The sequence below is a fragment of the uncultured Desulfovibrio sp. genome, assembly GCF_910584445.1.
Classification (GTDB): Bacteria; Desulfobacterota; Desulfovibrionia; order Desulfovibrionales; family Desulfovibrionaceae; genus Desulfovibrio.
Genome location: NZ_CAJUBO010000011.1, coordinates 17891 through 38695, shown reverse-complemented (window position 1 = coordinate 38695; position 20805 = coordinate 17891). Strand labels below are relative to the sequence as shown.

Here is a 20805-nt window from a genome sequence, read left to right as displayed (position 1 = left end):
GCGAGGGTTGGCGCAGATGTATGGCAAACCTTTTTAATGCGGCCTGAGCCTTGGTCAGACCCTATCAATGCGCTGCCGGTCGGGATGCGGCGGGTTGTGCACTGCTTCGGGCGGCGAGCGGAAAAACTTCCCTTTTCCCCGGCAAACAAAAAAACATAGCGTACTTTGTCTTTTTAATGCGGCCTGAGCCTAGCCGTCCGCCTGGGCCTTGAGCGCCTCGGCCTGGGCGGCGGTGGAGAGCGCATCCAGCAGGGGCGACAGCTCGCCTTCCATGATGCGGTCCAGCGAGTAGAGCGTCAGGTTGATGCGGTGGTCCGTGCAGCGGCCCTGCGGGAAATTGTAGGTGCGGATGCGCTCGGAGCGGTCGCCGGAGCCGACCTGGGCGCGCCGGTCGGCGGACTGCTCGGAACTCTGGCGCTCACGTTCGGCGGCGAGGATGCGCGAGGCAAGCACCTTCATGGCGCGGGCCTTGTTCTTGTGCTGGGAGCGCTCGTCCTGGCAGGTGACCACCGTGCCCGTGGGAATGTGGGTGATGCGTACGGCGGATTCGGTCTTGTTGACGTGCTGGCCGCCGGCGCCGGAGGCGCGGAAAATGTCGATACGCAGGTCTTCGGGGCGGATCTCCACATCCACTTCCCCGGCCTCGGGCATGACGGCCACCGTGGCCGCCGAGGTGTGGATGCGCCCCTGGGTCTCGGTCACCGGCACGCGCTGGACGCGGTGGGTGCCGGCCTCGAACTTGAGGCGGCTGTAGACCCGGTTGCCCGCAACCAGGCAGATGATCTCCTTGTAGCCGCCGCCCTCGGTGGGGGATTCGCTCAGGACCTCCACCTTCCAGCCCTGAAGCTCGGCAAAGCGGCAGTACATGCGGAACAGGTCCGCCGCGAACAGGGCCGCCTCTTCACCGCCGGTGCCCGCGCGGATCTCGAGGATGGTGTTCTTTTCGTCCAGCGGGTCGGCCGGGAGCAGGGCGACCTTGAGCGCCCGCTCGATCTCCGGAAGCTCCGCCTCGATGCGGCGCGTTTCCTCGTGGGCCAGCTCGCGCAGCTCCGGGTCGTCGTCCCGCAGCAGCGGGCGGTTTTCGGCCAGTTCCTGTTCCAGGGCGCGGTGCTTGCGGAACAGCTCCACAATGTCGCGCAGGTCCGCATGCGCCTTGGTCAGCTTGCGGTAATGCTCCTGGTCGTTGAAGACATCGGGCTGGGCCAGGGCATCTTCCAGTTCCAGGTATTTCTTTTCCAGGGCTTCCAGTTTGGCAAACATGACGGCGTCTCCTGGGCATCTGCGGGGCGGTCCCTCCCGGGCCGGGCGGCGGGCGTTCCTGCTGCGGGCCGGGGTCCGGCCCTCCTGATGCGCTGCCGGTCTGGGATGCGGCGGGTCGTGACCGCCACACGCATGCGTCCCTTTTTCATCGGCAAACAAAAAACATGGCGTACTTTTTCTTTGATGAGGTCCGAACCTAGAGCCGGGCGTAGGGGGGCGTGCGGATCTCGGCGTCAGCGTCGCGGCCCAGGGCTTCGGCCAGGGCCACCACGGCCACTTCCATCTGGCGTTCGTCCGGCTCGTGCGCGGTCAGTCGCTGGAGCGCAAGGCCCGGCGCGCGGAGCAGGCTGGCGCGCGGCCCGTCAGGCAGGCGCGCCGCGTAGCGGATCAGCTCATAGGCCAGGGCGCTGATGGGAATGACGAGCAGAAGCTTGAACCCGATGCTCAGGGCATGTTTCGCCACCGCGCCCTGCGGTGTCCAGAACGCCAGCAGGAGCGGCACGAGCAGTGCCTGGAGGATGATGGAAATGCAGATGACGAAGAGCAGGAAGGTGGTGCCGCAGCGCGGATGCAGGCGGCTCATGCGCCGGACGCGCTCCGGCTCCACCACGCTGCCGCTCTCAAAGGCGTGGATGGTCTTGTGCTCCGCGCCGTGGTACTGGAAGACGCGGCGGATCTCCGGCACCAGCGAGATGAGCCAGATATAGCCCACAAAGATGCAGCATTTGTAGAACCCGTCCCAGAGGTGGAAGGTCAGCCCCTCCACATCGCCGCCCAGCCCCAGGGCAAGCATGGCGAGCGACATCAGGTGCGGCGCCACCACGAAGAGTCCAACTGCCATGAGCAGGGCCAGGCCGAGGCTCAGGGCGGCATGCCATGGGGACAGGACCGAGGCGTCGCCGTTGCCGCCGTCGGCCATTTCCACCGAGCGGTTCAGGGCGCGGATGCCGTTGACCAGCGTTTCCAGCAGGATGGGAAAGCCACGCACAAAGGGCATCCGCAGCCACGGGCGCCTGGTCAGCGAAAACCAGGGCAGGCGCCGGGCCAGGATGCCGCCGTCGGGCTGGCGCACGGCAAGGCCGTACACATCGCCGTTCCGCATCATGACGCCTTCCATGACGGCCTGCCCGCCCACGGCGGGGCAGGGGGCCGCACAGGCGCAAAGAAGCGGAAGGAGCCGCCTACTTCTGTTCAAACTTGGCGTACTTCTTCCTGAAGCGGTCAATACGGCCCGCCGTGTCCAGGAAGCGCTGCTTGCCCGTGAAAAAGGGATGGCACGCGGAGCAGACTTCCACATGCACCTGTTCGCCCTTGGTGGAGAGCACCTGCTCCTCGTTGCCGCAGGCGCAGGTGATGGTGGCCTTGTAAACCTTGGGATGGATGTCTTTTTTCATGAAGGCGTCCTCGTGGCGCGCCGGCGGTCTTGCCCCGCCGGCCGCAAGATATCCTCGCCCGGAGTTCCGGCGCGGGCGAACACTATACGCATCTTGCCGCGGCTTGGCAAGCGCGGCAGCGCAGAATGTCGCCCGCCCGGAGAAAACGGGAGCGCGGACCGCCTTGACAGGGCTTCCCCGCGCCGGGATAGTGGTGCCGGGGCAGGGGACGCCCCGCGCGCGGGGCGCCGCTTCGCGGGGAACGTCCCGGCGCGTGCCGGCGGCGGGACACGCCGGCGTGAACAACGGCAACAGATTCTTCCGGGGGGAGGACATGGAAACGGCACTGCGGCCCGGCATCCGGGGCGAAACGGAAATGGCGGTCGAGCGGCGGCATCTGGCGGACGAGGTGGGCAGCGGCCTGGTCCGGGTCTTTTCCACGGCCATGATGATTGCGGGCATGGAGTCCACGGCCGTGGCTTCGGTGCAGGACCTGCTGCGTCCTGGCGAGACCACGGTGGGCGTGCATGTGGATGTGTCGCACTCGGCGGCCACGCCGCTGGGCATGCGGGTGCGGTTTTTCAGCGAGCTTGTGGAGGTCTCGCCCAACGGCAGGGGACTCACGTTCCGCGTGTCCGCGCGGGACGAGTCCGGACTCATCGGCGAGGGCCTGCACCGGCGCGTGGTGGTGGACAGGGAGAAGTTCGAGTCCCGGACCAGAGACAAGGCCCATGCCGGGGCGCACGCGTCCGCCGCCCGGGAAACGCCCGGCGCCTGAAAGGGCCGGCCATGGTCGCCGCCAGGGGGCAAAGGCCCGCCGCGCCGGCAGGCGCCGGGCCGCGCCCCGCGTTCCGCGGGTTCAGTACCACATGCGGCGCAACGCCGCGTCCGAAATGCCGAAACGGTTCATGCACATGACGAAATAGTCGGTCCAGTAGGGATTTTCTCCTCCCCACGACGGCCCGGCCATGTCCGTGGCCTCCTGGCTGCACTGCTGCTTCGCCATGTAGGCCTCCTGCTCCTCAAAGGTCAGCGGCCGGGGCGGGGCGCAGGCGCAGAGGGCCAGGGCGGCCAGAGCGCCCAGCAGCAGGCCGCGCCCCGGCAGGCGCGGGGAGCGGCCTGCGGGGAGCGACCGGGCAGCGGAACGCCGCTGCCCGGCCCCGAGGCGTTCAATAGGCATGGTCGCTTTCCAGATCGTCAGGCGTCACCGGCCGGGAGAACAGGCGGTACATCCAGAACTGGTAGAGCAGGACGATGGGCACCATGACGAGCGCCACGCCGAGCATGATCTCCAGCGTGAGCGTGGTGGAGGCGCTGTTGAAGGCCGTCAGCGTCGCCTGCGGGTCCATGCTGGAAATGAGCATGTTCGGATAGATGCCCATGACGCCGAAAAAGGCCACGCAGACGATGAAGAGCGCGCTGGCGCCCCAGGCCGTCCAGAGCTTCCCCGCATTGAGCAGGCGCGGCACCATGAGCAGGGCCGCCACCGCCAGGACCGGCAGGACGATGAGCCAGGGCATGCGCAGATAGTTGGCGAAAATGTCCGTGCAGAAGAAGGTCAGCGCCAGAAAGACGAGAAGCAGCACGGCCACCGCCACCCAGCAGACGCCCGCCGCGGCCAGGGCCTTGGTCTGGAGTTCGCCCCGGCTCTTGATGGTCAGCCAGATGGCGCCGTGCATCATGAAGACGGCGAGGAAGAAGAGACCGCCGGCAAGGCCGTAGATATTGAGCAGCCCGAGCAGGTTGCCGTGGTAGATGCCGTCGGCGTCGATGGGGATGCCCATGAAGAGGTTGGCGAAAAAGACGCCCAGCAGCACGCAGGCGGCCAGGTTGGAGAGAAAATGGACCCAGTCCCACACGGCGCGCCACGCCGGGCTGTCCACCTTGTTGCGGAACTCATAGGACACGGCGCGGAAGATGAGCGCGAAGAGCAGCAGGAGCAGCGGCGCGTAGAGCGCGCTGAACATGACGGCATAGACCCTGGGAAAGGCCGCGAAGGTGACGCCGCCGGCCGCGATGAGCCAGACCTCGTTGCCGTCCCAGAAGGGTCCGGAGGCGTTATAGACGATGCGGCGTTCCTCCTCGGTCCTGGCGATGCCGGGGAGCAGGGCGCCGAGGCCGAGGTCAAAGCCGTCCAGCACGAAATATACGGCCCAGAGCAGGGTCCAGAGGACGAACCAGATGGTTTCCAGCATGACTATGCCTCCCGGGCGTCAGGGCCCTTGAGCGCGTATTTGCGGAGCAGGTAGATATCCAGGATGCCCAGGACCGAGTAGACCACGATGAAGGCCGCGAGCGAGAGGCTCACGCTCCCCGCGGGCACGGGCGAAACCGCGTCCGACGTGCGCATGAGTCCGTAGACGATCCAGGGCTGGCGGCCGATCTCGGCCACGGCCCAGCCGAGGGCGAGGCCGATGTAGGGCAGGGGGATGTTCCAGACGAGCGCCGTGAGCAGGTGGGGGCAGACGGACTCGCGCTTGCGCTGCCAGAAGGCCGCCAGCGCGAGGAGGACGAAGATCCCGCCCAGGGCCACCATGCCCCGGAAGCACCAGAACACCTCGGCCACCGGGGGCCGGTCGGAGGCGGGGTAATCGAGCAGGCCCCTGACCTCGGCATCGGCGGAGCCGTGGCTGATCCAGCTCATGAGGCCGGGGATGCCGAGGAATTCCACGCTGTTGGTCTCATTGGCCGGATCGGGCCAGACGAAGAGATAGAAGGGCGCGCGGCTCATGGTCTGCCACTGCGCCTCCATGGCGGCCAGCTTGACGGGCTGGTGGCGCGCCACGTTCATGCCCTGCTCGTGCCCGCTCAGGGCCAGCGCCAGGGCGAGGATGAGCGTATAGGGCGCGACCATGCGGAAGGCGCGGCGGAAAAAGTCGGTGTGGCTCTTGCGGAGGAGGTGCCACGCCGAAACGCCGAGCACGAAGAACCCGCCGAGCGCCCACGAGGCCAGGATGGTGTGGACATACTGGCCCCAGGCGTAGCCGTTGAGGATGACATCCCAGAAATTGGCAAGCTCCGCGCGGCCCGCGGCCTGGTTGAGCGTATAGCCCACCGGGTGCTGCATGAAGCCGTTGGCGAGGATGATCCAGAGGGCCGAGGTATTGCTGGCGATGGCTACGAACCACATGCAGGCGCAGTGGGCCTTGCGGCTCAGGCGGTCCCAGCCGAAGTGCCAGACGGCGATGAAGGTGGATTCGAGGAAAAAGGCCACCGTGGCCTCAATGGCGAGCAGCGAGCCGAAGATGTCACCCACATATTCCGAATAGCGCGACCAGTTGGTGCCGAACTGGAATTCGAGGGTGATGCCCGTGACGACGCCCAGGGTGAAATTGATGAGGAAGAGGCGTCCCCAGAATTTCACCTGCCGTTTCCAGAATTCGTCCCCGGTGGCGGCGTAGCGTGTTTCCATCCAGACAAGGATGACGGAAAGGCCAAGGGTGAGCGGCACAAAGATGAAATGGAAGAAAACGGCCACGGCAAACTGCAGCCGTGAAAGCATCACGACATCCATATGTCCTCCTGCGGCAGAAGCGGTATCCGCCGTTCCGGGCATAGCATGGCTGCCTGCGGATGGCAATCCGCGCGCCGCCGGGCCTCCGCGCGGCAAAGACCGTCTCAGGCGTTGCCCACGGCAAAGACCGCGCCATTGGCCGTGCCCGGAAAGACGCGCGTGCCGAAGACAAGGGCCGTGCCCGCCACGCGAAAGGCGGGCCAGGGTCCGAATTCGCAGCCAAGGGTCTTCAGCAGGGCCAGGGCCGTGGGCGTGACCAGTTCGCCCGCGTCCTCGCCGCCCTCGAAGGGCCGCACCGGCACGCCGCCCAGCAGGGCCAGGACCGCGGGCGCGGGCGCGGGGATCAGCCCGTGGGCGCAGCGCACGCTGCCGTCGGCCAGGGGCAGCGCCCCCGCCACCAGCCGCGTCGGGCCAAGGCGTTCAAAGAGGGCGCAGGCGAGGCAGATATCCAGGATGCTGTCCAGAGCGCCGACCTCGTGAAAGGTCACCCGCTCCGGCCGCGTGCCGTGGACTTCCGCCTCGCAGCGGGCCAGCAGCGCAAAACAGTCCATGGCAAGGCGCCGTGCCCCTTCGGCCAGTCCGCACCCCTCGATGAGGGCATGGATATCGGCAAGGGAGCGATGCCCGTGCGCCTGCGGCAGGCGGACGTCGGCATGCCAGCCGCCGATGCCCGCCACCTCCCTGCGCGTGAGCGCAAGGCAGCCTTCCAGCGCGGGCACCGCAGCCGCCAGCGGCGCGAGCAGCTCCGCCAGGATCCGCTCCGCGGCCGGCAGCAGGGCCGCTGTGCCCGGAGGCGCCGCGGTCTCTGTCTGCGCCATGTCGGCCGCGGCGTTCATAAGCGCGAGTCCGGCCAGGAGCATGTCGCCGGAAAGGCCCGAATGGCTGCGGATGGTCAGGATGCGGCCGCCCGGACCGGCGGCGGTCGTCTCCGGAGGGGCCTGGGTATGGCGCGTGCGCGCTTCCTCCCGCTGCCCGTGGGCGTGGTGGCCGCCACTGGCGGGAGCGATGTCGGGAGTTTTTTGCGTCATGACAGGTTCACCACCCGCGCCGCGGCGCAGGCCGCGCCGTAGCCGTTGTCGATGTTGAGGACCGCCACGCCGGGGGCGCAGCTTGCCAGCATGCCGGAAAGGGCCGCCGCGCCCCCCCGCGCCACGCCGTAGCCCACGGAGGTGGGCACGGCGAAGACGGGCAGCGGCGTGAGGCCGCCCAGCACGCTGGCGAGCGCCCCCTCCAGCCCGGCCACGGCGATGACCGCGCTGTGCGCGTTGATTTCCGGCAGGCGTTCGCTCAGCCGCCAGAGTCCGGCCACGCCGCAGTCCTCGAAAAGCGTGCGGGCGATGCCGAGATAGTCCAGGGTGCGCGCGGCTTCGCGGGCCACGGGCGCGTCCGCCGCCCCGGCGGAGACCACGGCCACGCTGCCGCCCGCGCGTTCCGGCAGGCGCTCGCCAAAGGCCGTGCGCGAGATGGCGTCGTAGTCGTAGCCCTGGCGCACGTCGTCCGGCAGGGCGGCGAAGACCTCCGGCGCCAGCCGCGTGAAGAGGACCGGCTCGCCACAGCCCCGGGAAAAGCGGCGCAGCAGGGCGACAAGCGCTTCCTTGGGCTTGCCCTCGCAAAAGACCGCTTCGGGCAGGCCGATGCGCGCGCGCCGGGCATGGTCGAAAAGGATGCCGCGCAGTCGTTCCGGTCCTGGAGAATCCATGGCATGCTCCTGTCTGGCGTCTGCCCGCGCAATGTTTCGCAGGCGCCTGCGAACGCGCTGGCGGGAGGAACGTGACTGCCGCACTCTGGCGCGCCGGGCGGCGGGGGTCAAGCCCGTTTTCCGCAAAATCCTGCCTGATCGTCGCAATGCCTATTCCAGTTCGCGCCCCACCCATATGGCGCGGCCGATGATGCGGACAAGATCGGCCAGCTGCTCGTCCGTGCGGGCCTCGATGGGCGCATAGCCGGGGTTGACGCTCGTGAGGATGATCCTCCCCGGCACGGCATTGACGATCTTGAGATAGACCAGATCCTCCACGCCCACGGCATACATGCGGCCCGGCACCGGCTCGTTCTGGGACTGGTCGATGAGGACCACGTCGTTGTGCAGGATGAACGGCTGCATGCTGTCGCCCGAAACGCGCAGCAGGGCCATGCGCGCGGGGTTGCCCTTGCGGCGGAGAAAGTCCCAGCGGAAGGCGTAATGCCGCAGCACGTCGCCGCCGGTCTCGAAGCTGCCCGTTCCGGCCGAAAGCCGGGCCTCCACCATGGGCACCATGACCAGACGCGCCTCCGGCGTCTCCACGATGCCGTTTTCGGGGTCGCCCCTGCCCGCGAGCAGCCAGTCCAGGGTGCAGCGCAGGGCGTCGGCAAGGCGGACGGCCAGCTCCCCCCGGGGAAACTGCCCGTTTTCGTATTGCTGGATGGTGGTCAGGCTCACGCCCACTGCCGCCGCCAGGTCCGGCTTCCGCAGGCCGAGCTGGGCGCGGCGCTGGCGCAGACGGGCGGCAAAGGCCGATGCCGGGGTGGAGGCGGGGGAGGGATTCATGGCATGTCCATTTTTTCTCATTTTTCTCAATGTCTTGGCGCAAACCATGTGGAAAAGATAAAAATTTTTCTTTTGCAAAAAAAGGAAAAGTTTGAGAACAATGATCAACGCCAAACGGACAAGACGGAGAATATACTGTCTATCCTCAAAGCTCAAGGAGTTGTCGGCGTCAGGGCGGCGTGCCTTTCCTGAAACTTTTCCTTTCAGGGAAGGCCGGAGCGCGGGAGCGTGCGCGGAATTTTTGCAGGCAGACACAGGAACAACGAGAGGGGGTCCCATGCGAGACATTTGCGAGGGCATGCGCGTTGTGTGCGCGGTGCTGGCGGATCTGGAAGCGCGGATGCCGGAAACGCCCGCCCTTCGGCTGGCGGAGCGGCATTTGCGCCTTCTTGCGGAGATAGCCGCCTGTCCGGCTGCGCGTCCGGAGGCGGAGGGAAGCCGGGGAACGCCGCTGCCGGCCGCGCCGGAAGGAGCATCCCATGTGCGCCAGTGAGCGCGGGTCCGGCGGCAGCGGAAACGGGCGCGCAATCTCCGCCGCCTGGCGGGCGGCCGCGCCGTCTGCCGCCGCTCCGGGTCCTGGCGCCCGAAACGGCGCGTCCATGACGGGCGGACAGCCGCGGGCCTGCCGGCGGCGGGGCGACTGGGGGCAGGGGCTTCGTCAGGCGGAAGAGGTCCGCGTCTGGGAAGAATTGCTGCCGCACCTGCCGGACAGTGTCCGCCGGCTCTGGACGGCCCTGGGGGACATGCGCCAGCTGTGGCGGGTGCTTGTGGCGTACGGCGGCCGCACCCTGCGGGTCCCGTGCGCGCTGCCGCCGGCGCCCCACGCCCTGCGCCGCCGTCTGGGCGCCGCCTGTCTGCGGAAGCTTGTGACGGCGTTCGGCGGCACGGAGTTCTATGTGCCCACCTGCGGGCGCCTGCTCGCGCGCGTGCGGCAGCGGGAGATCATCAGGGAGTTCAGCCACGCCACATCGCGCGGCATGAGCAGCGTGACCGCCGTGGCCCGGCTGGCCGCGCGGCATGATCTGTCCGACCGCCGCATCTGGCAGATCCTCAAGACCACGGCTTCCGCGCCGAGGGGGGCGCGCGCCCTGCGCCGCCTGCCCCGAACGCTGGGAACGGTCCGGGAGCGGGAGGCGGAGATTTCCGATTAACCAGCCGAAATCAGAAGAAAAGTCAGAAAAAATCCCGTCCAGAATATTCCTATGCCCGCGAGATCGCGGGCTTTTTTTGCGCCCGCGCGCCGAAAATCCGCACGCTGGGGCGGGAAAAGCCGCGCCATGCGGGCCGTTGCAGGTAGTGAAACCCTTCACTCTTACGCGCGCGCCCTGTTCTGGCATTGTGCTCTCACGGCCGCCGCGCCGGGCGGCGGCCGCAAGCTTCGGGCACTTCATCCGGGAGCAGACCATGCGCGACATGTTTTCTCTGGCCCATGCCTTCACCGCCCGCTGGGAGGGCGGTCTTGCCGAACATCCCGCCGACCCGGGCGGCCTGACCAAGTACGGGGTCTCCATGCGCTGGGTGCAGGACCTCGCCCGCGAGGCGCGGGAGGAATGCCTGCGCCTGCGGAGAAGCTGCGACGGCTGCGTCCGGCCCGCCGCCGGGGACTGCGCCTGGCAGGCCCTGGACCTGGACATGGACGGCGATGTGGATGCCGACGATGTGCGCGCCTGCACCCGGGCGCAGGCCGCCGCGCTTTTCCGCCGCCACTTCTGGGACAGGCTCGCCTGCGGCCGGCTTCCTCTGCCGCTGGCCGTCACCCTGTATGACGGCGCCGTCAATATGGGTCCGGCCCGCGCCGTGCGCCAGCTCCAGAGCGCCATGAACCTGGTGGGCGAGGCCGAGCTTGAGCACTGGAACCCCATTGCCGAGGACGGCCTCATGGGTCCCAAGACGCGCGAACTGGCCGAGGCCCTGAACGGAGTGGACCTTGCCTTTCGCGCGGCCCGGCAGAGCCTGCGCCGCCGCGAGGCGTTTTATCGCGACCTGGCGGTCCGCCGCCCGTCCATGAAGGTCTTTCTGCAGGGCTGGCGCAACCGGGTGGCCGATCTCGCCGCGTATCTCGGCGAGCTGGAACGGGGGTCCTTCTGATGTGGCGCCTGCTCGGCAAGGCCCTGGGCACGGTCATGGGGGGCGCGCTGGGCGGACTCGTCCGCCGGGGCGGCGGGGCGGGAAAGGGCGCGGGCGGTGCCGGGGAGCTGGTCCGGGCTTCGGAACGCGCGCTTCAGGTCCGCGCCGCCCGGAACGAGGCGCAGGGGCGCATCAACGAGAGCGAGGTCGCGGGCGCTCCGCAAAGCCGCCTGCGGCTCTGGCGGTCCTTTCTCGGCTGGACCCTGAGCCTGCTCTTCGCCTGGGAAGTGGTGGGGCGGCTCATCGTCATTCCGCTCCTCTTGCCGGAGCTGGAACGGCGCCTGCCGCCTTCGGCCCTCGACCAGATCCTCGCCGTTCTTCTGGGCATGCTCGGCCTGGGGTTCTGACACAGGGGGGAGACGATGATGACTGACCAGTTTTTGCTGCCGCACGGGATCTTCGCCGGCAATGGCGCGTCCCTGCTCATCCTTGTGGTCCAGGGCCTCTTCGCGCTGGCGCTCTGGAGCCTGCGCCGGGCCTTTGTGCGTTCGGACGAATGGCTGCTCCATCTCCAGCGCGAGAGCCGCCGCGAATCGGCCATGAACGGGCGTCTCAGCGCGCTGGAGGAGCGCGTGCGCGAGCTGCCCGCCGCCGGGGATCTGGCCGGACTGTACGGCGAGCTGGCGGCCCTGCGCGGCGAGATCCAGGCGCTCAACGCCCGCATTTCCGGGCTGGACCGGCTGCTGGCGCGGCTGGAACACGGCCTTGACCGCCAGGAGGACCGGCTGGGGCGGCTCCCCGCCGACGGGAGGGCCAGCTGATGGCGGCGCGTCCGCAACGCGCGCGGCGGGACGACAAACTGCTCGCGCGGCTGGAGCGGCGGCTCGACCTGCTGGCCGACACCCTGGATGCGGCGCCCATTGCGGACAAGAGCATGGACGTGGTGCGGGAGATCAGGGAAGTCCACGCCCTGCTCCGTTCCCTGAACGAGGCGTCCGCGCAGGAGCAGGGGCGCGGGCGGCTGGTGGTCGTCTGGGCCGATGCCCCGTCCCGGCCGGACACCGCGGCCGGACCCGAACGCGGATCCGCCGGGACCATCCCGCCCGGGGCGGAACGTGCCGGTACCTGCCGGTAACTGAAGGAGTCACCATGCCCTGCGTCATTCCCTACACCCCACGGCCGCTCCAGCGCCGGTTCCATGAGCAGCGCACGCGTTTTTGCGTCCTCCTCTGCCACCGCCGTTTCGGCAAGACCGTGGCCGCCGTCAACGATCTCATCCGCGAGGCGCTGCGGCGCGGCGGCGAGGACTGGCGGGCGGCCTACGCCGCGCCCTTTCTCGGGCAGGCCAAGGCCGTGGCCTGGGACTATTGCCGCCGCTTCGCGGGCGCCCTGCCGGGGACGCGCTTCCTGGAGAGCGAGCTTGTCTGCATCCTGCCCAATGGCGCGCGCATCCGGCTGGTGGGCACGGAAAACGCGGATGCCCTGCGCGGACTCTATCTGGACGACCTGGTGCTCGATGAGCCGGCGGACATGGAACGGCAGGTCTGGAGCCAGGTTTTCCGGCCCATGCTCGCGGACCGGCAGGGGCGCGCGCTCTTCTGCGGCACCCCGCGCGGCACGGACAATCTGCTCTATGATGTCTGGCAGGAGAGCGGGGCCGACACCTCGGGCCTGTGGTCGCGTTTCCGCTTTCCGGCCTCGGTGACGGGCTATCTGCCCGGGGCGGAGCTGGCGGCGGCGCGGCGCGCCATGGACGAGAGCGAATACCGGCAGGAATTCGAATGCTCCTTCGCGGCGGCGCTGCGCGGGTCCTATTACGCGGCCCTGCTGGATCAGGCCGAGAGCGAGGGGCGCATCACGCGCCTTGCGCCGGACCCGGCCCTTCCCGTCCATACGGCCTGGGACCTGGGCATGGACGACGCCACCGCCATCTGGTTCTTCCAGGCCGAGCCTTCGGGCGCGTGGCGCATGCTCGATTATTACGAGTCCGGGGGCGAAGGGCTGGCCCACTACGCGCGCATCCTGCGCGGCAAGGCCGCGCCGGCGGGAAGCGGCGCCCCGGGCGACCTGCCGTTCCTTGCCGGGCGCGGTTTCGTCTACGGCCAGCACATCGCCCCGCGCGACATCCGCGTGCGCGAACTCGGCACCGGGCAAAGCCGCCTGGAAAGCGCGGCCGCCCTGGGCATCCGCTTCAGCGTGGCGCCGGGCCTGCCGCTGGCGGATGGCATCGACGCCACGCGCCGGCGCATCCCGCGCCTCTGGTTCGATGCGGAGCACTGCGCGCGGGGCATCAGGGCGCTTCGGGCCTACCGGCGGCAATGGCGGCGGCACGGCGAGGCCACCGGGCCGCTCCATGACTGGACGAGCCACGCGGCGGACGCCCTGCGCTATGCGGCCACGGGGTTCCGGCCCGACATGGCCGCCGGAACGGCGGCGCCCGCCCGCGCGCGCACCGGCTACGACATGTTCGGGGAGGATAGCGGGGGGCGGCCATGAGCCTTGTCTATCGCCCCGCCACGGGAAGGGCCGAACGCGACGAGCCGTTTCAGCGCATGGCGGCCGAGGGCCTGCTTGGCTGCGCCATGTACGCCTTTGCGTCACCGGGCCTTGGGGACTGGCGCGCGGTGACGGCGCGCGGGCTTCTCCTCCGCTGCGAGGATCGCGCAGGGCGCCTGCTCGGCTGCGGCCTGTTCTCCCCCTGGCGCGGCAACCTGCTGGAATTCGACTTCACGGCCTTTCGGGAGAGCGCGCGGTTCGCGCCCCTCATGGCGCGGGGCGCCTTTGCCTGGATATTCCGGCACCTCGCGTGCGCGGGCATCGCGGGCATCTGTCCCCTGCCCAACCGGCATGCCTGGCGGCTGGCGGAGGCGTGCGGCTTCCGCGTGCTCGGCAGGCTGCCCGGAGCCTGCTTTTACGCCCGCAAGGGCCGGTATGTGGACGGCGTTCTGGTGACGCTGGCCCGTGAGGACACTACCCGGCCGCCGGGGATGCCTTCGCACGCGGAAGAGGCGTCTTTCGGCGGCGCAACACAGGAGTTTGCCATGGGATTCGGAGGAGGCATGAGCACGCCCAGCGTGCCCGAAGTGGCGCCCGCGCCCAAGCAGGAGGTGGCGAAGCCCGTCACCGAAGCCGCCACGGCAGCGCGCCAGAACCAGCGCGACAAGGCGGCGAAGGCGGCGGGCATCGGCGGTTCCATCTACACAAGCCCGCTCGGCCGCGCGCGCGGCGACGAGCGCAAGACCCTGCTGGGACAGTAGAGCGTTTTCGCAATGAAGTGCGGAAACGCTCTGGCGGCTGCGGGAGCAGACGCCCGCGCCGTAATGAGGCGGAAAACCACGCTTTTCCGCCGCTTGTCCCGCTCTGCGGGGAAATGAAGGCAGCGAAACCTGATGAAAATATCTGTCTTGCAGATATTTTCATCAGCAAAATGCTCGAGGAGGAAGCATGTGCGCACTTCCTGGCGCGAACAGGGGAACCGGCACGGCCGGTCCGGAAGACGCCGATGCGGCGGAGCGGCTGCGCGCGGAAGTGGCGCGGCTTTCCCGCCGGCATCGGGAACTGCTGCGACGGCGCGCCCCGTGGGAAGGGGCGTGGCGCAGCCTGGCCGAGCACTTCCTGCCCACGCGCTTCCGGCTGGAGGCGGCACGGGGCGGGGAGGGCGACGGGCAAGGACCCATGCTCAACAGCCGGCTGGTGGACGCCACGGGCATCCTGGCAATGCGGGTGCTGGCGGCGGGGCTTCAGGGCGGACTCACCAGCCCCGCGCGGCCGTGGTTCCGCCTCTCGCTGGATGACGCGGATCTCGCCAAAAGCCGGCAGGGGCAGGAGTGGCTGGACGAATGCGCGGATCGCATGCGCGTGGTCCTCCACCGTTCCAACTTTTACAACGTCATGCACACGCTCTATGCGGAGCTGGGCACCTTCGGCACGGCGTTCGCCTTCGAACTGGCGGACCCGCGCTGGGGGTTCAGCTTCGTGCCGCTCTGCGCGGGGGAATACGCCCTGGACTGCAACGAACGCCGCCGGGTGGACACGGTCTTCCGCCGTGTCTCCATGAGCCTGCGCCAGATGGCCGCGTCCTTCGGGGCAAAGGCCCTGCCGGAGGAACTGCGCGCCATCTTGCGCCGCAACCCTGACCAGCGCTTTCTTGTGGCCCAGGCGGTCTTTCCCCGGGCGGAGCGCCAGCCGGGACGGGCGGATGCGCGCGGCATGGCCTTCGCCTCCCTGCACTGGCTGGAGGGGCGGGAGGGCGCGCACCCCCTGCGCGTTTCCGGCTTCCGGGGCTTTCCCGGTTTCGGACCGCGCTGGGACGCGGCCGGGAACGATGTCTATGGCCGTTCCCCGGCCATGGACGCCCTGCCGGACTGCCGCATGCTGCAACAGATGGGCATCACCACCCTCAAGGCCATCCACAAGGCCGTGGACCCGCCCATGAGCGTGGCGGCCGGCTTGCGTTCGGTGGGGCTGGATCTCACGCCCGGCGCCGTCAACTATGTGGACAGCATCCCCGGGCAGAGTCCGCAGGCGGCCACGCCGCTCGTCCAGGTGCGGCCGGATCTCGCCACGGCGCGCAAGGCCATGGAAGCGGTCCAGAACCAGATCCGCGCGGGGCTGTACAACGACCTCTTCAAGCTTGTCCTTGAAGGCAGGAGCCAGGTCACGGCCAGCGAGATCGCGGCGCGGGAAGAGGAAAAGCTGGTGCTCATCGGGCCTGTGCTCGAACGCCTGCACGACGAGCTGTTCCTGCCGCTCATCGACCGCACCTTTGAGCTTATGCGCGAGCTGGACATGCTGCCGCCAACGCCGCCGGAGCTTGCCGGGCGGCGCCTGCGGGTGGAGTTCGTCTCGCTTCTGGCGCAGGCGCAGAAGCTCGTGGGCACGGGCGCGGCCGACCGCTACATGGCCCTGGCCGGGCGCGCGGCCGCCGTCTGGCCCGAGGCGCTGGACTGCCTCAATGTGGACAGGCTGCTGGATTCCTACGCCGAGACCCTGGGCCTGCCCGTGAGCCTGACGCGGCCGCAGGAGGAGCGCGACGCGTTGCGTCGGGAGCGCGCCGGAAGCGCCGGCCGGGAGCAGGCGCTCCGGCTCCTCGGCGAGACCACGGGCGTGGTGGAGCGCCTGGCGGCCAGTCCCCTGACGCTCCCGGACGGGAGCCGGGGCAGCGTGCTGGACGCGCTTCTGGAGCTGCTGGGCCGGGCCGCCGGGTCCGGCGCGGATGCCGCTGGCGCCAGTGCCGCCATGGAGGCGGCGGCTGCGGATACCGCCGGGGCGGCCCCCGGAGAGGTGCGGCCATGAACGGCAACGCGTTCCGGGAGGATGCGGCGCCGGGCCGGGAGGATCCCGGCGCGCGGCAGCGTGCCCGGCTGGTGGCCGCTGTGGACGGGCTTATGGCTTCGCCCGAGGGCAGGGATTTCCTGCGCTGGCTCCTGGCCGTCTGCCGCTGCTTCGAGGCGCAGGCGCCGGGCGCGGCCGGCGGAGCGCTGGCCGAGCGCCTGATCTTCGCCGAGGGCGCCCGGCAGGTGGGTATGCACCTGCTGCGACTTTTGCAGACGGCCGGCACGGCGCATTTCCCCAACCTTTTGCTGACACGGGAGGACGATGATGAGCCAGACGGATGCGGAGGAGATCCCTCTGCCGGGTTTCATGCCCGATGAGGAAGGAACGGACGCGTCCCGGAGTGGCGGCGCCGCCGCAATGCCGGCGGGACACGGCGCCGCTTCCGGCGCCGCGGGAGAGGAAGGCGGCGAGCCGGAGGACATGGCGCGGCTCGCCGACCTGGTGCGGCGGCGTGAGGAGGAGCAGCGCGCGCACTGGCTCTCCCGCGTGGATGCCTGGCGCGATGAGGTGGCGCGGGATGCCGAGCTGGGCGGCGAGCGCCTGGAGGCCAGCATCGCCCGCGCGCAGCTCGCCCTGGGCCGCTTTGACGAAAGCGGCAGGATCGGGCGGCTGCTCCAGGCCTCCGGCTACGGCAACCATCCTGACATCGTGCGTTTTTTCAACCGCCTGGCGGACGCGGTCATGGAGGACGTCCCCGCGCCCGGCAGCCCGGAGGGCGGTCTGGCGCCGCTGGAGGAGCGCATGTACGCCGGCTGGCATTCCCGATGATCCCCGGAAACTTCCGCCAGACGCGGCAAACCCAGAACACAAGGAGGAAGCATGTCCCAGTCCCTTGGTTTCGTGGCAACGCTGGCCGAGATGGAGCAGTTCTATCGCGGCGACAGGGCCGGACAGATCATTGAACTCATGAACAAGACCAACGACATCATGGACGATGTGCCGTGGATGGAATCCAACCAGTCCGACGGCCACCTGACGCGCATCCGCACGGGCCTGCCCGCCGTGTACTGGCGCAGGCTCTATCAGGGCACGCCGCCGTCCAAGTCGCAGTGGAGCCAGGTCAAGGAGGGCTGCGGCATCCTTGAGGCCATCATGGAGCTGGATGTGGAGGAGCTGCGCCTTTACGGCAGCCGCGACCGCGCCTTCCGCATGAGCGAGGGCGTGGCCTTTGCCGAGGCCATGCGCCAGAAGGTCGCCACCACGCTCTTCTATGGCGACAGCAATCTCAATCCCGACGAGTTCAACGGCCTTGCCATGCGCTATCCCGCCGCCGACGCCAACAACGTGCTGGACGCGGGCGGCCGCGACACGCCCTGCACGTCGCTCTGGCTCGTGGCCTGGGGCGCGCAGGCCGTGCACGGCATCTACCCCCGCGGCAGCGCGGGCGGCCTTTCCCACGAGGACCTGCACTCCTATATGACGCAGGACCCGGACGGCAGGAAATATCAGGTGGTGGGCGACAAGTACAACTGGCGCTGCGGCCTGGCCGTGCGCGACTGGCGCGGCGTGGTGCGCGTTGCCAACCTGCCCGTGGCCGCCCTCGGCAAGCGCAAGGGGCAGAGCGGTTTCGTGGACCTCCAGAAACTGAGCATCGAGGCCAAGAACCGCATGCCCCAGCATCTGCGTCAGAAAGCCGTGTGGTATGCCAACAGCGACGTGCTCACCGCCCTGGAACTCCAGAACTCCGACGCGGGCAATGTCCAGCTCCAGTACGGCGAGTTCTTCGCCGCCAAAGCCGTCCCCGTCCTCCATGGGCGTCCCGTGCGCCAGTGCGACGCCATTTCGTCCGGCGAAGCGGTCATTTAGAGCATTTTTTGCTTGAAGGTATCCCTTTCCCCTCACTTTTTGCTGCCATCGCTTCGCGTCCGGAACGCGTTTCGGACGCTTATCCGGCGCGGGCGTCCACTCCCGCATCCGCCAGTTTCAGCTTCCCCAAGGAGGTATCCATGTCCATCATCGACAGGAACGCCATTTTTTTCGAGGGGCCGCTCAAGGCCCAGGCCACCGGCCCGGTCGTGGCCCTCACCGCCCTGACCCTGCCGGGCAGGATGGAACCCATGCCCGTACGCATTTCCGTGACCGAGGGGTTTGACCCCGCCGAGGTGGAGAGCCTTGCCCTCGTTCTGGAAGAGTCCGCCACGGCCGATGCCGAGGCGTCCGGCTGGACGGCCGTGCCCGGCGCCGCCTGGACGGCTCCCGGTGCGGCGCTCGTGGCGGGCGCGCGCCTGGGACCGCGCTTCCTGCCCCAGGGTGTGCGCGCGTCCTTTCTGCGCCTCCGGCTCACGCCGACGCCCAAGGAAGGCAAGACGCCCGGCAAGGGCCGGATCTTCGCGGCCCTGATGCGCGAGGACGAACAGCCGTGGGAGGCGGCGCTGCAGAAAAAGTAGCGCGCCCGGCCGTGGAACCGGTCCAGTCCGCAATCCAGTCCGCAATCCGGGGCGCGGCGACGCGCCCCGGCAGACCCGCTTCCCTGCGCGGAAAGGAGCCTCATGACCAGTACCCAGATCTCCATCTGGAACCATGCGCTCGGCTTTCTGGGCGCGCGTTCCGTGGCGTCTGAACGGGAAAACACGCCCGAAGCCATCCAGTGCCGTCTGTATTGGGATTCCGCCCGGCGGCAGGTGCTCCGCGACTTTCCGTGGAGCTTCGCCCAGCGCCGCGCATGGCTTGGGCGCATGCCCCTGCCTCCGGGATACGAGCCGGAATTCCGCTTTGCCTATGCCGTGCCGCGCGACTGCCTCAAGGCGCATGAGGTCCGTCACGAAGGCATCAGCTCCCGGCCTTTCGCGCTGGCCCAGGACGGGGCGGGGACCGCGCCCTGCCTTTTGACCGACGCCTCCCGCGCCCTTTTGCTCTATACGGCGGATGTGCGCCAGAGCGGGCTTTTTGACGACCTCTTCGCGCACACGCTCGCGCGCAGGCTGGCCGCCCTGGTGGCGGTGCCGCTGCTCAAGAATAACGGCCAGAAGGTGGCCGAGCTGGAAAAGCTCTATGCGGAAAGCCTGCCCCGCGCGCGGCAGGCGGCGGCTTCCGAACAGCGCGGGACGCGGGCCGACGACGCCTGGCTGTCCGCCCGCCGGGAGCTTGCGTGACCATGCCGCGCGGCGACAGCCGCGCCCTGTATGCAGGCAACGGGCAGGCCGTGGAATTTCCGTTCTCGTTCAAGGTGTGGGAAGAGGAACAGTTGTCTGTCCTGCTCACGGCGCCCACGGGCGAAACATCGGCGGCCACGGGCTGGACGGCGGAACTGGACGGCGATGGCGGCACCGTGCGTTACCTCCACAACGGCGCGCCGCTCCCGGACGGCTGGAAGCTCGCCATCATGCGCGACATGCCCTTCGTGCAGGAGGTGGACCTTGTCACCGGCACGCGCTTTGACCCGGAGGTCATCGAGACGGCCCTGGACGTGGCCGCGGCCGAACGTCAGCAGTTGCGGGAGCGCCTCGCCCGGGCCGTGGTGGTGGAGCCGACCGGCGGGGAAAGCCCGGAAGGCCTGCTGAACGGCATCCGGGCGGACAGGGCGGCGGCCGCGAACTCGGCCACGGCTGCCGCCGCAAGCGCCACGGCGGCCGCGGGTTCGGCGAGCGCGGCGGCCGCCTCGGCAGGCGCCGCTTCCGGGAGCGCCGCTGACGCCGCCTCTTCCGCCGGGGAATCCGCCGAAAGCGCCGCCCTGGCGCAGGCCTGGGCCGAAAGCGAGACGCCGCCCGACCCGGACGACCCGCAGAGCAAAAGCGCCAAAACCTGGGCGGCCATCGCCGCGGATGTGGTGCCCCTTGCCACGCCGGAGATGGCGGGCAAGGTCAGGCCTGACGGCACGAGCATCACGGTCGGGGAAAACGGCGGCATATCCGTGCCTGCCGCCGGGGCAGCCGTTCCCGGCCTTGTCCGGCTCGCCACGCAGGACGAAGTGCGGGCCGGGGCCGCGTCCGGCGGCGGCGCGGCGGCCGTCCTGCGCCCGGAGGACATCGCTCTCCTCCCCGCCGCGCTGGGGGGCATGATGCTGTATAATGCGCGTATCGTGCTCACGGTGTCAGGGACATGGACGGCTCCCGTTGACGGCTGGTATCGCATCACCTGCATCGGCGGCGGGGGCGCGGGCGGCCATGGAGGAAAAGGTAACAGCAATGGCGGATGCGGTGGATACGGTGGCGGTACCACGTACTTTGGCAGCAATAACCCTGCAACTGCTTTTTGTCATGCCATCGGTGGGGGCGGGGGCGGTGGAGGCGGTGGAGGAGGTTCCACCACCAGCGCAGGCTGCGGGGGCGGGGGCGGCGCTGGTCACGTTGCATGTGCCTATGTGTATCTTACAGCAGGCAGTTCCATCATATATCATATTGGAGGAGGAGGCGCGCAACAAGACTCTTTCAATACAACACCCGAGGGGACCAATGGTGGCGGCATGGATGCGGTTCTTGGTCGCGGAGCGCGCAGATATGTAGGTGGAGGAGGGGCAGCCGGGGCCAGCAATGGCGGTTCTTCAAATTCTGGGTATATTGGAAATGGTGGGGCTGGTGGACTGAATGGAACAGGATATGGCGGCGGAGGCGGGGGAGGTGCCGGGATATATTCAGGTTCCACCAGCTCGGCTACCTATGTATATGGCGGCGCCGCTTTCGATGGCGCATCACGCGGCGGGGATTCCGACCAGGGCGGGTATGGTGGCAAGGGTGGAGATGGCGCTATCATCATCGAATATTTCGACCCCACCGTCGCAGCAGCATAAG

Annotated in this window: 26 protein-coding genes; 17 read left to right on the top strand and 9 right to left on the bottom strand. The window is 69.0% G+C overall.

The window, feature by feature from the left end; genetic code table 11:
- Positions 1–189: 189 nt before the first annotated feature.
- The 3 genes from prfA to rpmE form a co-directional block, all read right to left on the bottom strand.
- Positions 190–1260 carry a peptide chain release factor 1 gene (gene prfA, locus QZ294_RS06665; RefSeq protein ID WP_297048216.1) on the bottom strand — a complete coding sequence of 357 codons (1071 nt, stop codon included), beginning with the start codon at positions 1258–1260 and terminating at the stop codon, positions 190–192.
- 196 nt (positions 1261–1456) lie between these two features.
- Positions 1457–2455, bottom strand: a complete 999-nt coding sequence (locus QZ294_RS06660) for a DUF1385 domain-containing protein (RefSeq protein WP_366140558.1) — start codon at positions 2453–2455, stop codon at positions 1457–1459.
- Positions 2442–2654, bottom strand: coding sequence for a 50S ribosomal protein L31 (rpmE, locus tag QZ294_RS06655; RefSeq protein ID WP_297048213.1), 213 nt, complete (start codon positions 2652–2654; stop codon positions 2442–2444). Before rpmE ends, QZ294_RS06660 begins: the two co-directional genes overlap by 14 nt.
- Positions 2655–2967: 313 nt before the next feature.
- Here rpmE and QZ294_RS06650 point away from each other — a divergent pair, with 313 nt between their 5' ends.
- On the top strand, positions 2968–3411 hold the full coding sequence (locus tag QZ294_RS06650) for a thioesterase (protein WP_297048210.1): 444 nt from the start codon (positions 2968–2970) through the stop codon (positions 3409–3411).
- Positions 3412–3492: 81 nt separating this feature from the next.
- Here QZ294_RS06650 and QZ294_RS06645 read toward each other — a convergent pair whose 3' ends face one another.
- From QZ294_RS06645 to QZ294_RS06620, 6 genes are all read right to left on the bottom strand, one after another.
- Positions 3493–3813, bottom strand: a complete 321-nt coding sequence (locus tag QZ294_RS06645; protein ID WP_297048207.1) for a hypothetical protein — start codon at positions 3811–3813, stop codon at positions 3493–3495.
- Positions 3803–4828: a cytochrome d ubiquinol oxidase subunit II gene (gene cydB / locus QZ294_RS06640; RefSeq protein WP_297048205.1), complete on the bottom strand. Its 1026-nt coding sequence runs from the start codon at positions 4826–4828 to the stop codon at positions 3803–3805. Before cydB ends, QZ294_RS06645 begins: the two co-directional genes overlap by 11 nt.
- Before the next feature lie 2 nt (positions 4829–4830).
- A complete protein-coding gene (locus tag QZ294_RS06635) occupies positions 4831–6147 on the bottom strand; it encodes a cytochrome ubiquinol oxidase subunit I (RefSeq protein WP_297048202.1) in 1317 nt (438 codons plus the stop codon).
- A 104-nt stretch (positions 6148–6251) separates the two neighbouring features.
- Positions 6252–7175 (bottom strand): nickel insertion protein, encoded by a 924-nt coding sequence (larC, locus tag QZ294_RS06630; protein WP_297048200.1) that lies wholly within the window; start codon positions 7173–7175, stop codon positions 6252–6254.
- The gene (gene larB, locus QZ294_RS06625) at positions 7172–7846 is read right to left on the bottom strand and encodes a nickel pincer cofactor biosynthesis protein LarB (RefSeq protein ID WP_297048198.1); all 675 of its coding nucleotides are present in this window, start codon (positions 7844–7846) and stop codon (positions 7172–7174) included. The genes larC and larB overlap by 4 nt, the downstream gene beginning before the upstream one ends.
- Before the next feature lie 150 nt (positions 7847–7996).
- Positions 7997–8674 carry a helix-turn-helix transcriptional regulator gene (locus QZ294_RS06620; protein ID WP_297048196.1) on the bottom strand — a complete coding sequence of 226 codons (678 nt, stop codon included), beginning with the start codon at positions 8672–8674 and terminating at the stop codon, positions 7997–7999.
- A gap of 3 nt (positions 8675–8677) precedes the next feature.
- On the opposite strand from QZ294_RS06620, the gene QZ294_RS06615 reads away from it, so the two are divergent.
- From QZ294_RS06615 to QZ294_RS06540, 16 genes are all read left to right on the top strand, one after another.
- Complete coding sequence (locus QZ294_RS06615; RefSeq protein ID WP_297048194.1) at positions 8678–8866, top strand: hypothetical protein; 189 nt, start codon at positions 8678–8680, stop codon at positions 8864–8866.
- 85 nt (positions 8867–8951) lie between these two features.
- Positions 8952–9167 (top strand): hypothetical protein, encoded by a 216-nt coding sequence (locus QZ294_RS06610; RefSeq protein ID WP_297048192.1) that lies wholly within the window; start codon positions 8952–8954, stop codon positions 9165–9167.
- 106 nt (positions 9168–9273) lie between these two features.
- Positions 9274–9825 carry a Mor transcription activator family protein gene (locus QZ294_RS06605; protein WP_297048190.1) on the top strand — a complete coding sequence of 184 codons (552 nt, stop codon included), beginning with the start codon at positions 9274–9276 and terminating at the stop codon, positions 9823–9825.
- Between the two features lie 253 nt (positions 9826–10078).
- Positions 10079–10762, top strand: a complete 684-nt coding sequence (locus tag QZ294_RS06600) for a glycosyl hydrolase 108 family protein (RefSeq protein WP_297048187.1) — start codon at positions 10079–10081, stop codon at positions 10760–10762.
- Positions 10762–11148, top strand: coding sequence for a hypothetical protein (locus tag QZ294_RS06595; RefSeq protein ID WP_297048186.1), 387 nt, complete (start codon positions 10762–10764; stop codon positions 11146–11148). Before QZ294_RS06600 ends, QZ294_RS06595 begins: the two co-directional genes overlap by 1 nt.
- 18 nt (positions 11149–11166) lie before the next feature.
- A complete protein-coding gene (locus QZ294_RS06590; RefSeq protein ID WP_297048185.1) occupies positions 11167–11562 on the top strand; it encodes a DUF2730 family protein in 396 nt (131 codons plus the stop codon).
- Entirely contained in the window at positions 11562–11876 is a 315-nt protein-coding gene (locus QZ294_RS06585; RefSeq protein ID WP_297048183.1) for a hypothetical protein, read from the top strand. Before QZ294_RS06590 ends, QZ294_RS06585 begins: the two co-directional genes overlap by 1 nt.
- 14 nt (positions 11877–11890) lie before the next feature.
- Complete coding sequence (locus QZ294_RS06580) at positions 11891–13237, top strand: hypothetical protein (RefSeq protein WP_297048181.1); 1347 nt, start codon at positions 11891–11893, stop codon at positions 13235–13237.
- Entirely contained in the window at positions 13234–13998 is a 765-nt protein-coding gene (locus QZ294_RS06575) for a GNAT family protein (protein WP_297048179.1), read from the top strand. Before QZ294_RS06580 ends, QZ294_RS06575 begins: the two co-directional genes overlap by 4 nt.
- Before the next feature lie 187 nt (positions 13999–14185).
- A complete protein-coding gene (locus QZ294_RS06570) occupies positions 14186–16036 on the top strand; it encodes a portal protein (protein ID WP_297048177.1) in 1851 nt (616 codons plus the stop codon).
- The gene (locus QZ294_RS06565) at positions 16033–16395 is read left to right on the top strand and encodes a hypothetical protein (protein WP_297048175.1); all 363 of its coding nucleotides are present in this window, start codon (positions 16033–16035) and stop codon (positions 16393–16395) included. Before QZ294_RS06570 ends, QZ294_RS06565 begins: the two co-directional genes overlap by 4 nt.
- Positions 16343–16846 carry a hypothetical protein gene (locus QZ294_RS06560; protein ID WP_297048173.1) on the top strand — a complete coding sequence of 168 codons (504 nt, stop codon included), beginning with the start codon at positions 16343–16345 and terminating at the stop codon, positions 16844–16846. Before QZ294_RS06565 ends, QZ294_RS06560 begins: the two co-directional genes overlap by 53 nt.
- A 51-nt stretch (positions 16847–16897) precedes the next feature.
- On the top strand, positions 16898–17884 hold the full coding sequence (locus QZ294_RS06555; protein WP_297048171.1) for a major capsid protein: 987 nt from the start codon (positions 16898–16900) through the stop codon (positions 17882–17884).
- Positions 17885–18024: 140 nt separating this feature from the next.
- Positions 18025–18465: a hypothetical protein gene (locus QZ294_RS06550; protein ID WP_297048170.1), complete on the top strand. Its 441-nt coding sequence runs from the start codon at positions 18025–18027 to the stop codon at positions 18463–18465.
- A 102-nt stretch (positions 18466–18567) separates the two neighbouring features.
- On the top strand, positions 18568–19170 hold the full coding sequence (locus QZ294_RS06545) for a hypothetical protein (RefSeq protein WP_297048168.1): 603 nt from the start codon (positions 18568–18570) through the stop codon (positions 19168–19170).
- Positions 19167–20804, top strand: coding sequence for a hypothetical protein (locus QZ294_RS06540; protein WP_297048166.1), 1638 nt, complete (start codon positions 19167–19169; stop codon positions 20802–20804). The genes QZ294_RS06545 and QZ294_RS06540 overlap by 4 nt, the downstream gene beginning before the upstream one ends.
- The last annotated feature ends 1 nt before the right edge of the window (position 20805 follow it).

Bases quoted from the DNA above. Each gene is read 5' to 3' on its own strand.
- QZ294_RS06590 (WP_297048185.1), top strand. From the start codon at position 11,167: ATGACTGACCAGTTTTTGCTGCCGCACGGGATCTTCGCCGGCAATGGC.
- QZ294_RS06570 (WP_297048177.1), top strand. From the start codon at position 14,186: ATGTGCGCACTTCCTGGCGCGAACAGGGGAACCGGCACGGCCGGTCCG.
- QZ294_RS06580 (WP_297048181.1), top strand. From the start codon at position 11,891: ATGCCCTGCGTCATTCCCTACACCCCACGGCCGCTCCAGCGCCGGTTC.
- rpmE (WP_297048213.1), bottom strand. From the start codon at position 2,654: ATGAAAAAAGACATCCATCCCAAGGTTTACAAGGCCACCATCACCTGC.
- QZ294_RS06650 (WP_297048210.1), top strand. From the start codon at position 2,968: ATGGAAACGGCACTGCGGCCCGGCATCCGGGGCGAAACGGAAATGGCG.
- QZ294_RS06565 (WP_297048175.1), top strand. From the start codon at position 16,033: ATGAACGGCAACGCGTTCCGGGAGGATGCGGCGCCGGGCCGGGAGGAT.
- QZ294_RS06645 (WP_297048207.1), bottom strand. From the start codon at position 3,813: ATGCCTATTGAACGCCTCGGGGCCGGGCAGCGGCGTTCCGCTGCCCGG.
- larB (WP_297048198.1), bottom strand. From the start codon at position 7,846: ATGGATTCTCCAGGACCGGAACGACTGCGCGGCATCCTTTTCGACCAT.
- QZ294_RS06605 (WP_297048190.1), top strand. From the start codon at position 9,274: ATGACGGGCGGACAGCCGCGGGCCTGCCGGCGGCGGGGCGACTGGGGG.
- QZ294_RS06555 (WP_297048171.1), top strand. From the start codon at position 16,898: ATGTCCCAGTCCCTTGGTTTCGTGGCAACGCTGGCCGAGATGGAGCAG.
- cydB (WP_297048205.1), bottom strand. From the start codon at position 4,828: ATGCTGGAAACCATCTGGTTCGTCCTCTGGACCCTGCTCTGGGCCGTA.
- QZ294_RS06585 (WP_297048183.1), top strand. From the start codon at position 11,562: ATGGCGGCGCGTCCGCAACGCGCGCGGCGGGACGACAAACTGCTCGCG.
- QZ294_RS06595 (WP_297048186.1), top strand. From the start codon at position 10,762: ATGTGGCGCCTGCTCGGCAAGGCCCTGGGCACGGTCATGGGGGGCGCG.
- prfA (WP_297048216.1), bottom strand. From the start codon at position 1,260: ATGTTTGCCAAACTGGAAGCCCTGGAAAAGAAATACCTGGAACTGGAA.
- QZ294_RS06545 (WP_297048168.1), top strand. From the start codon at position 18,568: ATGACCAGTACCCAGATCTCCATCTGGAACCATGCGCTCGGCTTTCTG.
- QZ294_RS06620 (WP_297048196.1), bottom strand. From the start codon at position 8,674: ATGAATCCCTCCCCCGCCTCCACCCCGGCATCGGCCTTTGCCGCCCGT.
- larC (WP_297048200.1), bottom strand. From the start codon at position 7,175: ATGACGCAAAAAACTCCCGACATCGCTCCCGCCAGTGGCGGCCACCAC.
- QZ294_RS06600 (WP_297048187.1), top strand. From the start codon at position 10,079: ATGCGCGACATGTTTTCTCTGGCCCATGCCTTCACCGCCCGCTGGGAG.
- QZ294_RS06635 (WP_297048202.1), bottom strand. From the start codon at position 6,147: ATGGATGTCGTGATGCTTTCACGGCTGCAGTTTGCCGTGGCCGTTTTC.
- QZ294_RS06615 (WP_297048194.1), top strand. From the start codon at position 8,678: ATGTCCATTTTTTCTCATTTTTCTCAATGTCTTGGCGCAAACCATGTG.
- QZ294_RS06610 (WP_297048192.1), top strand. From the start codon at position 8,952: ATGCGAGACATTTGCGAGGGCATGCGCGTTGTGTGCGCGGTGCTGGCG.
- QZ294_RS06575 (WP_297048179.1), top strand. From the start codon at position 13,234: ATGAGCCTTGTCTATCGCCCCGCCACGGGAAGGGCCGAACGCGACGAG.
- QZ294_RS06560 (WP_297048173.1), top strand. From the start codon at position 16,343: ATGAGCCAGACGGATGCGGAGGAGATCCCTCTGCCGGGTTTCATGCCC.
- QZ294_RS06550 (WP_297048170.1), top strand. From the start codon at position 18,025: ATGTCCATCATCGACAGGAACGCCATTTTTTTCGAGGGGCCGCTCAAG.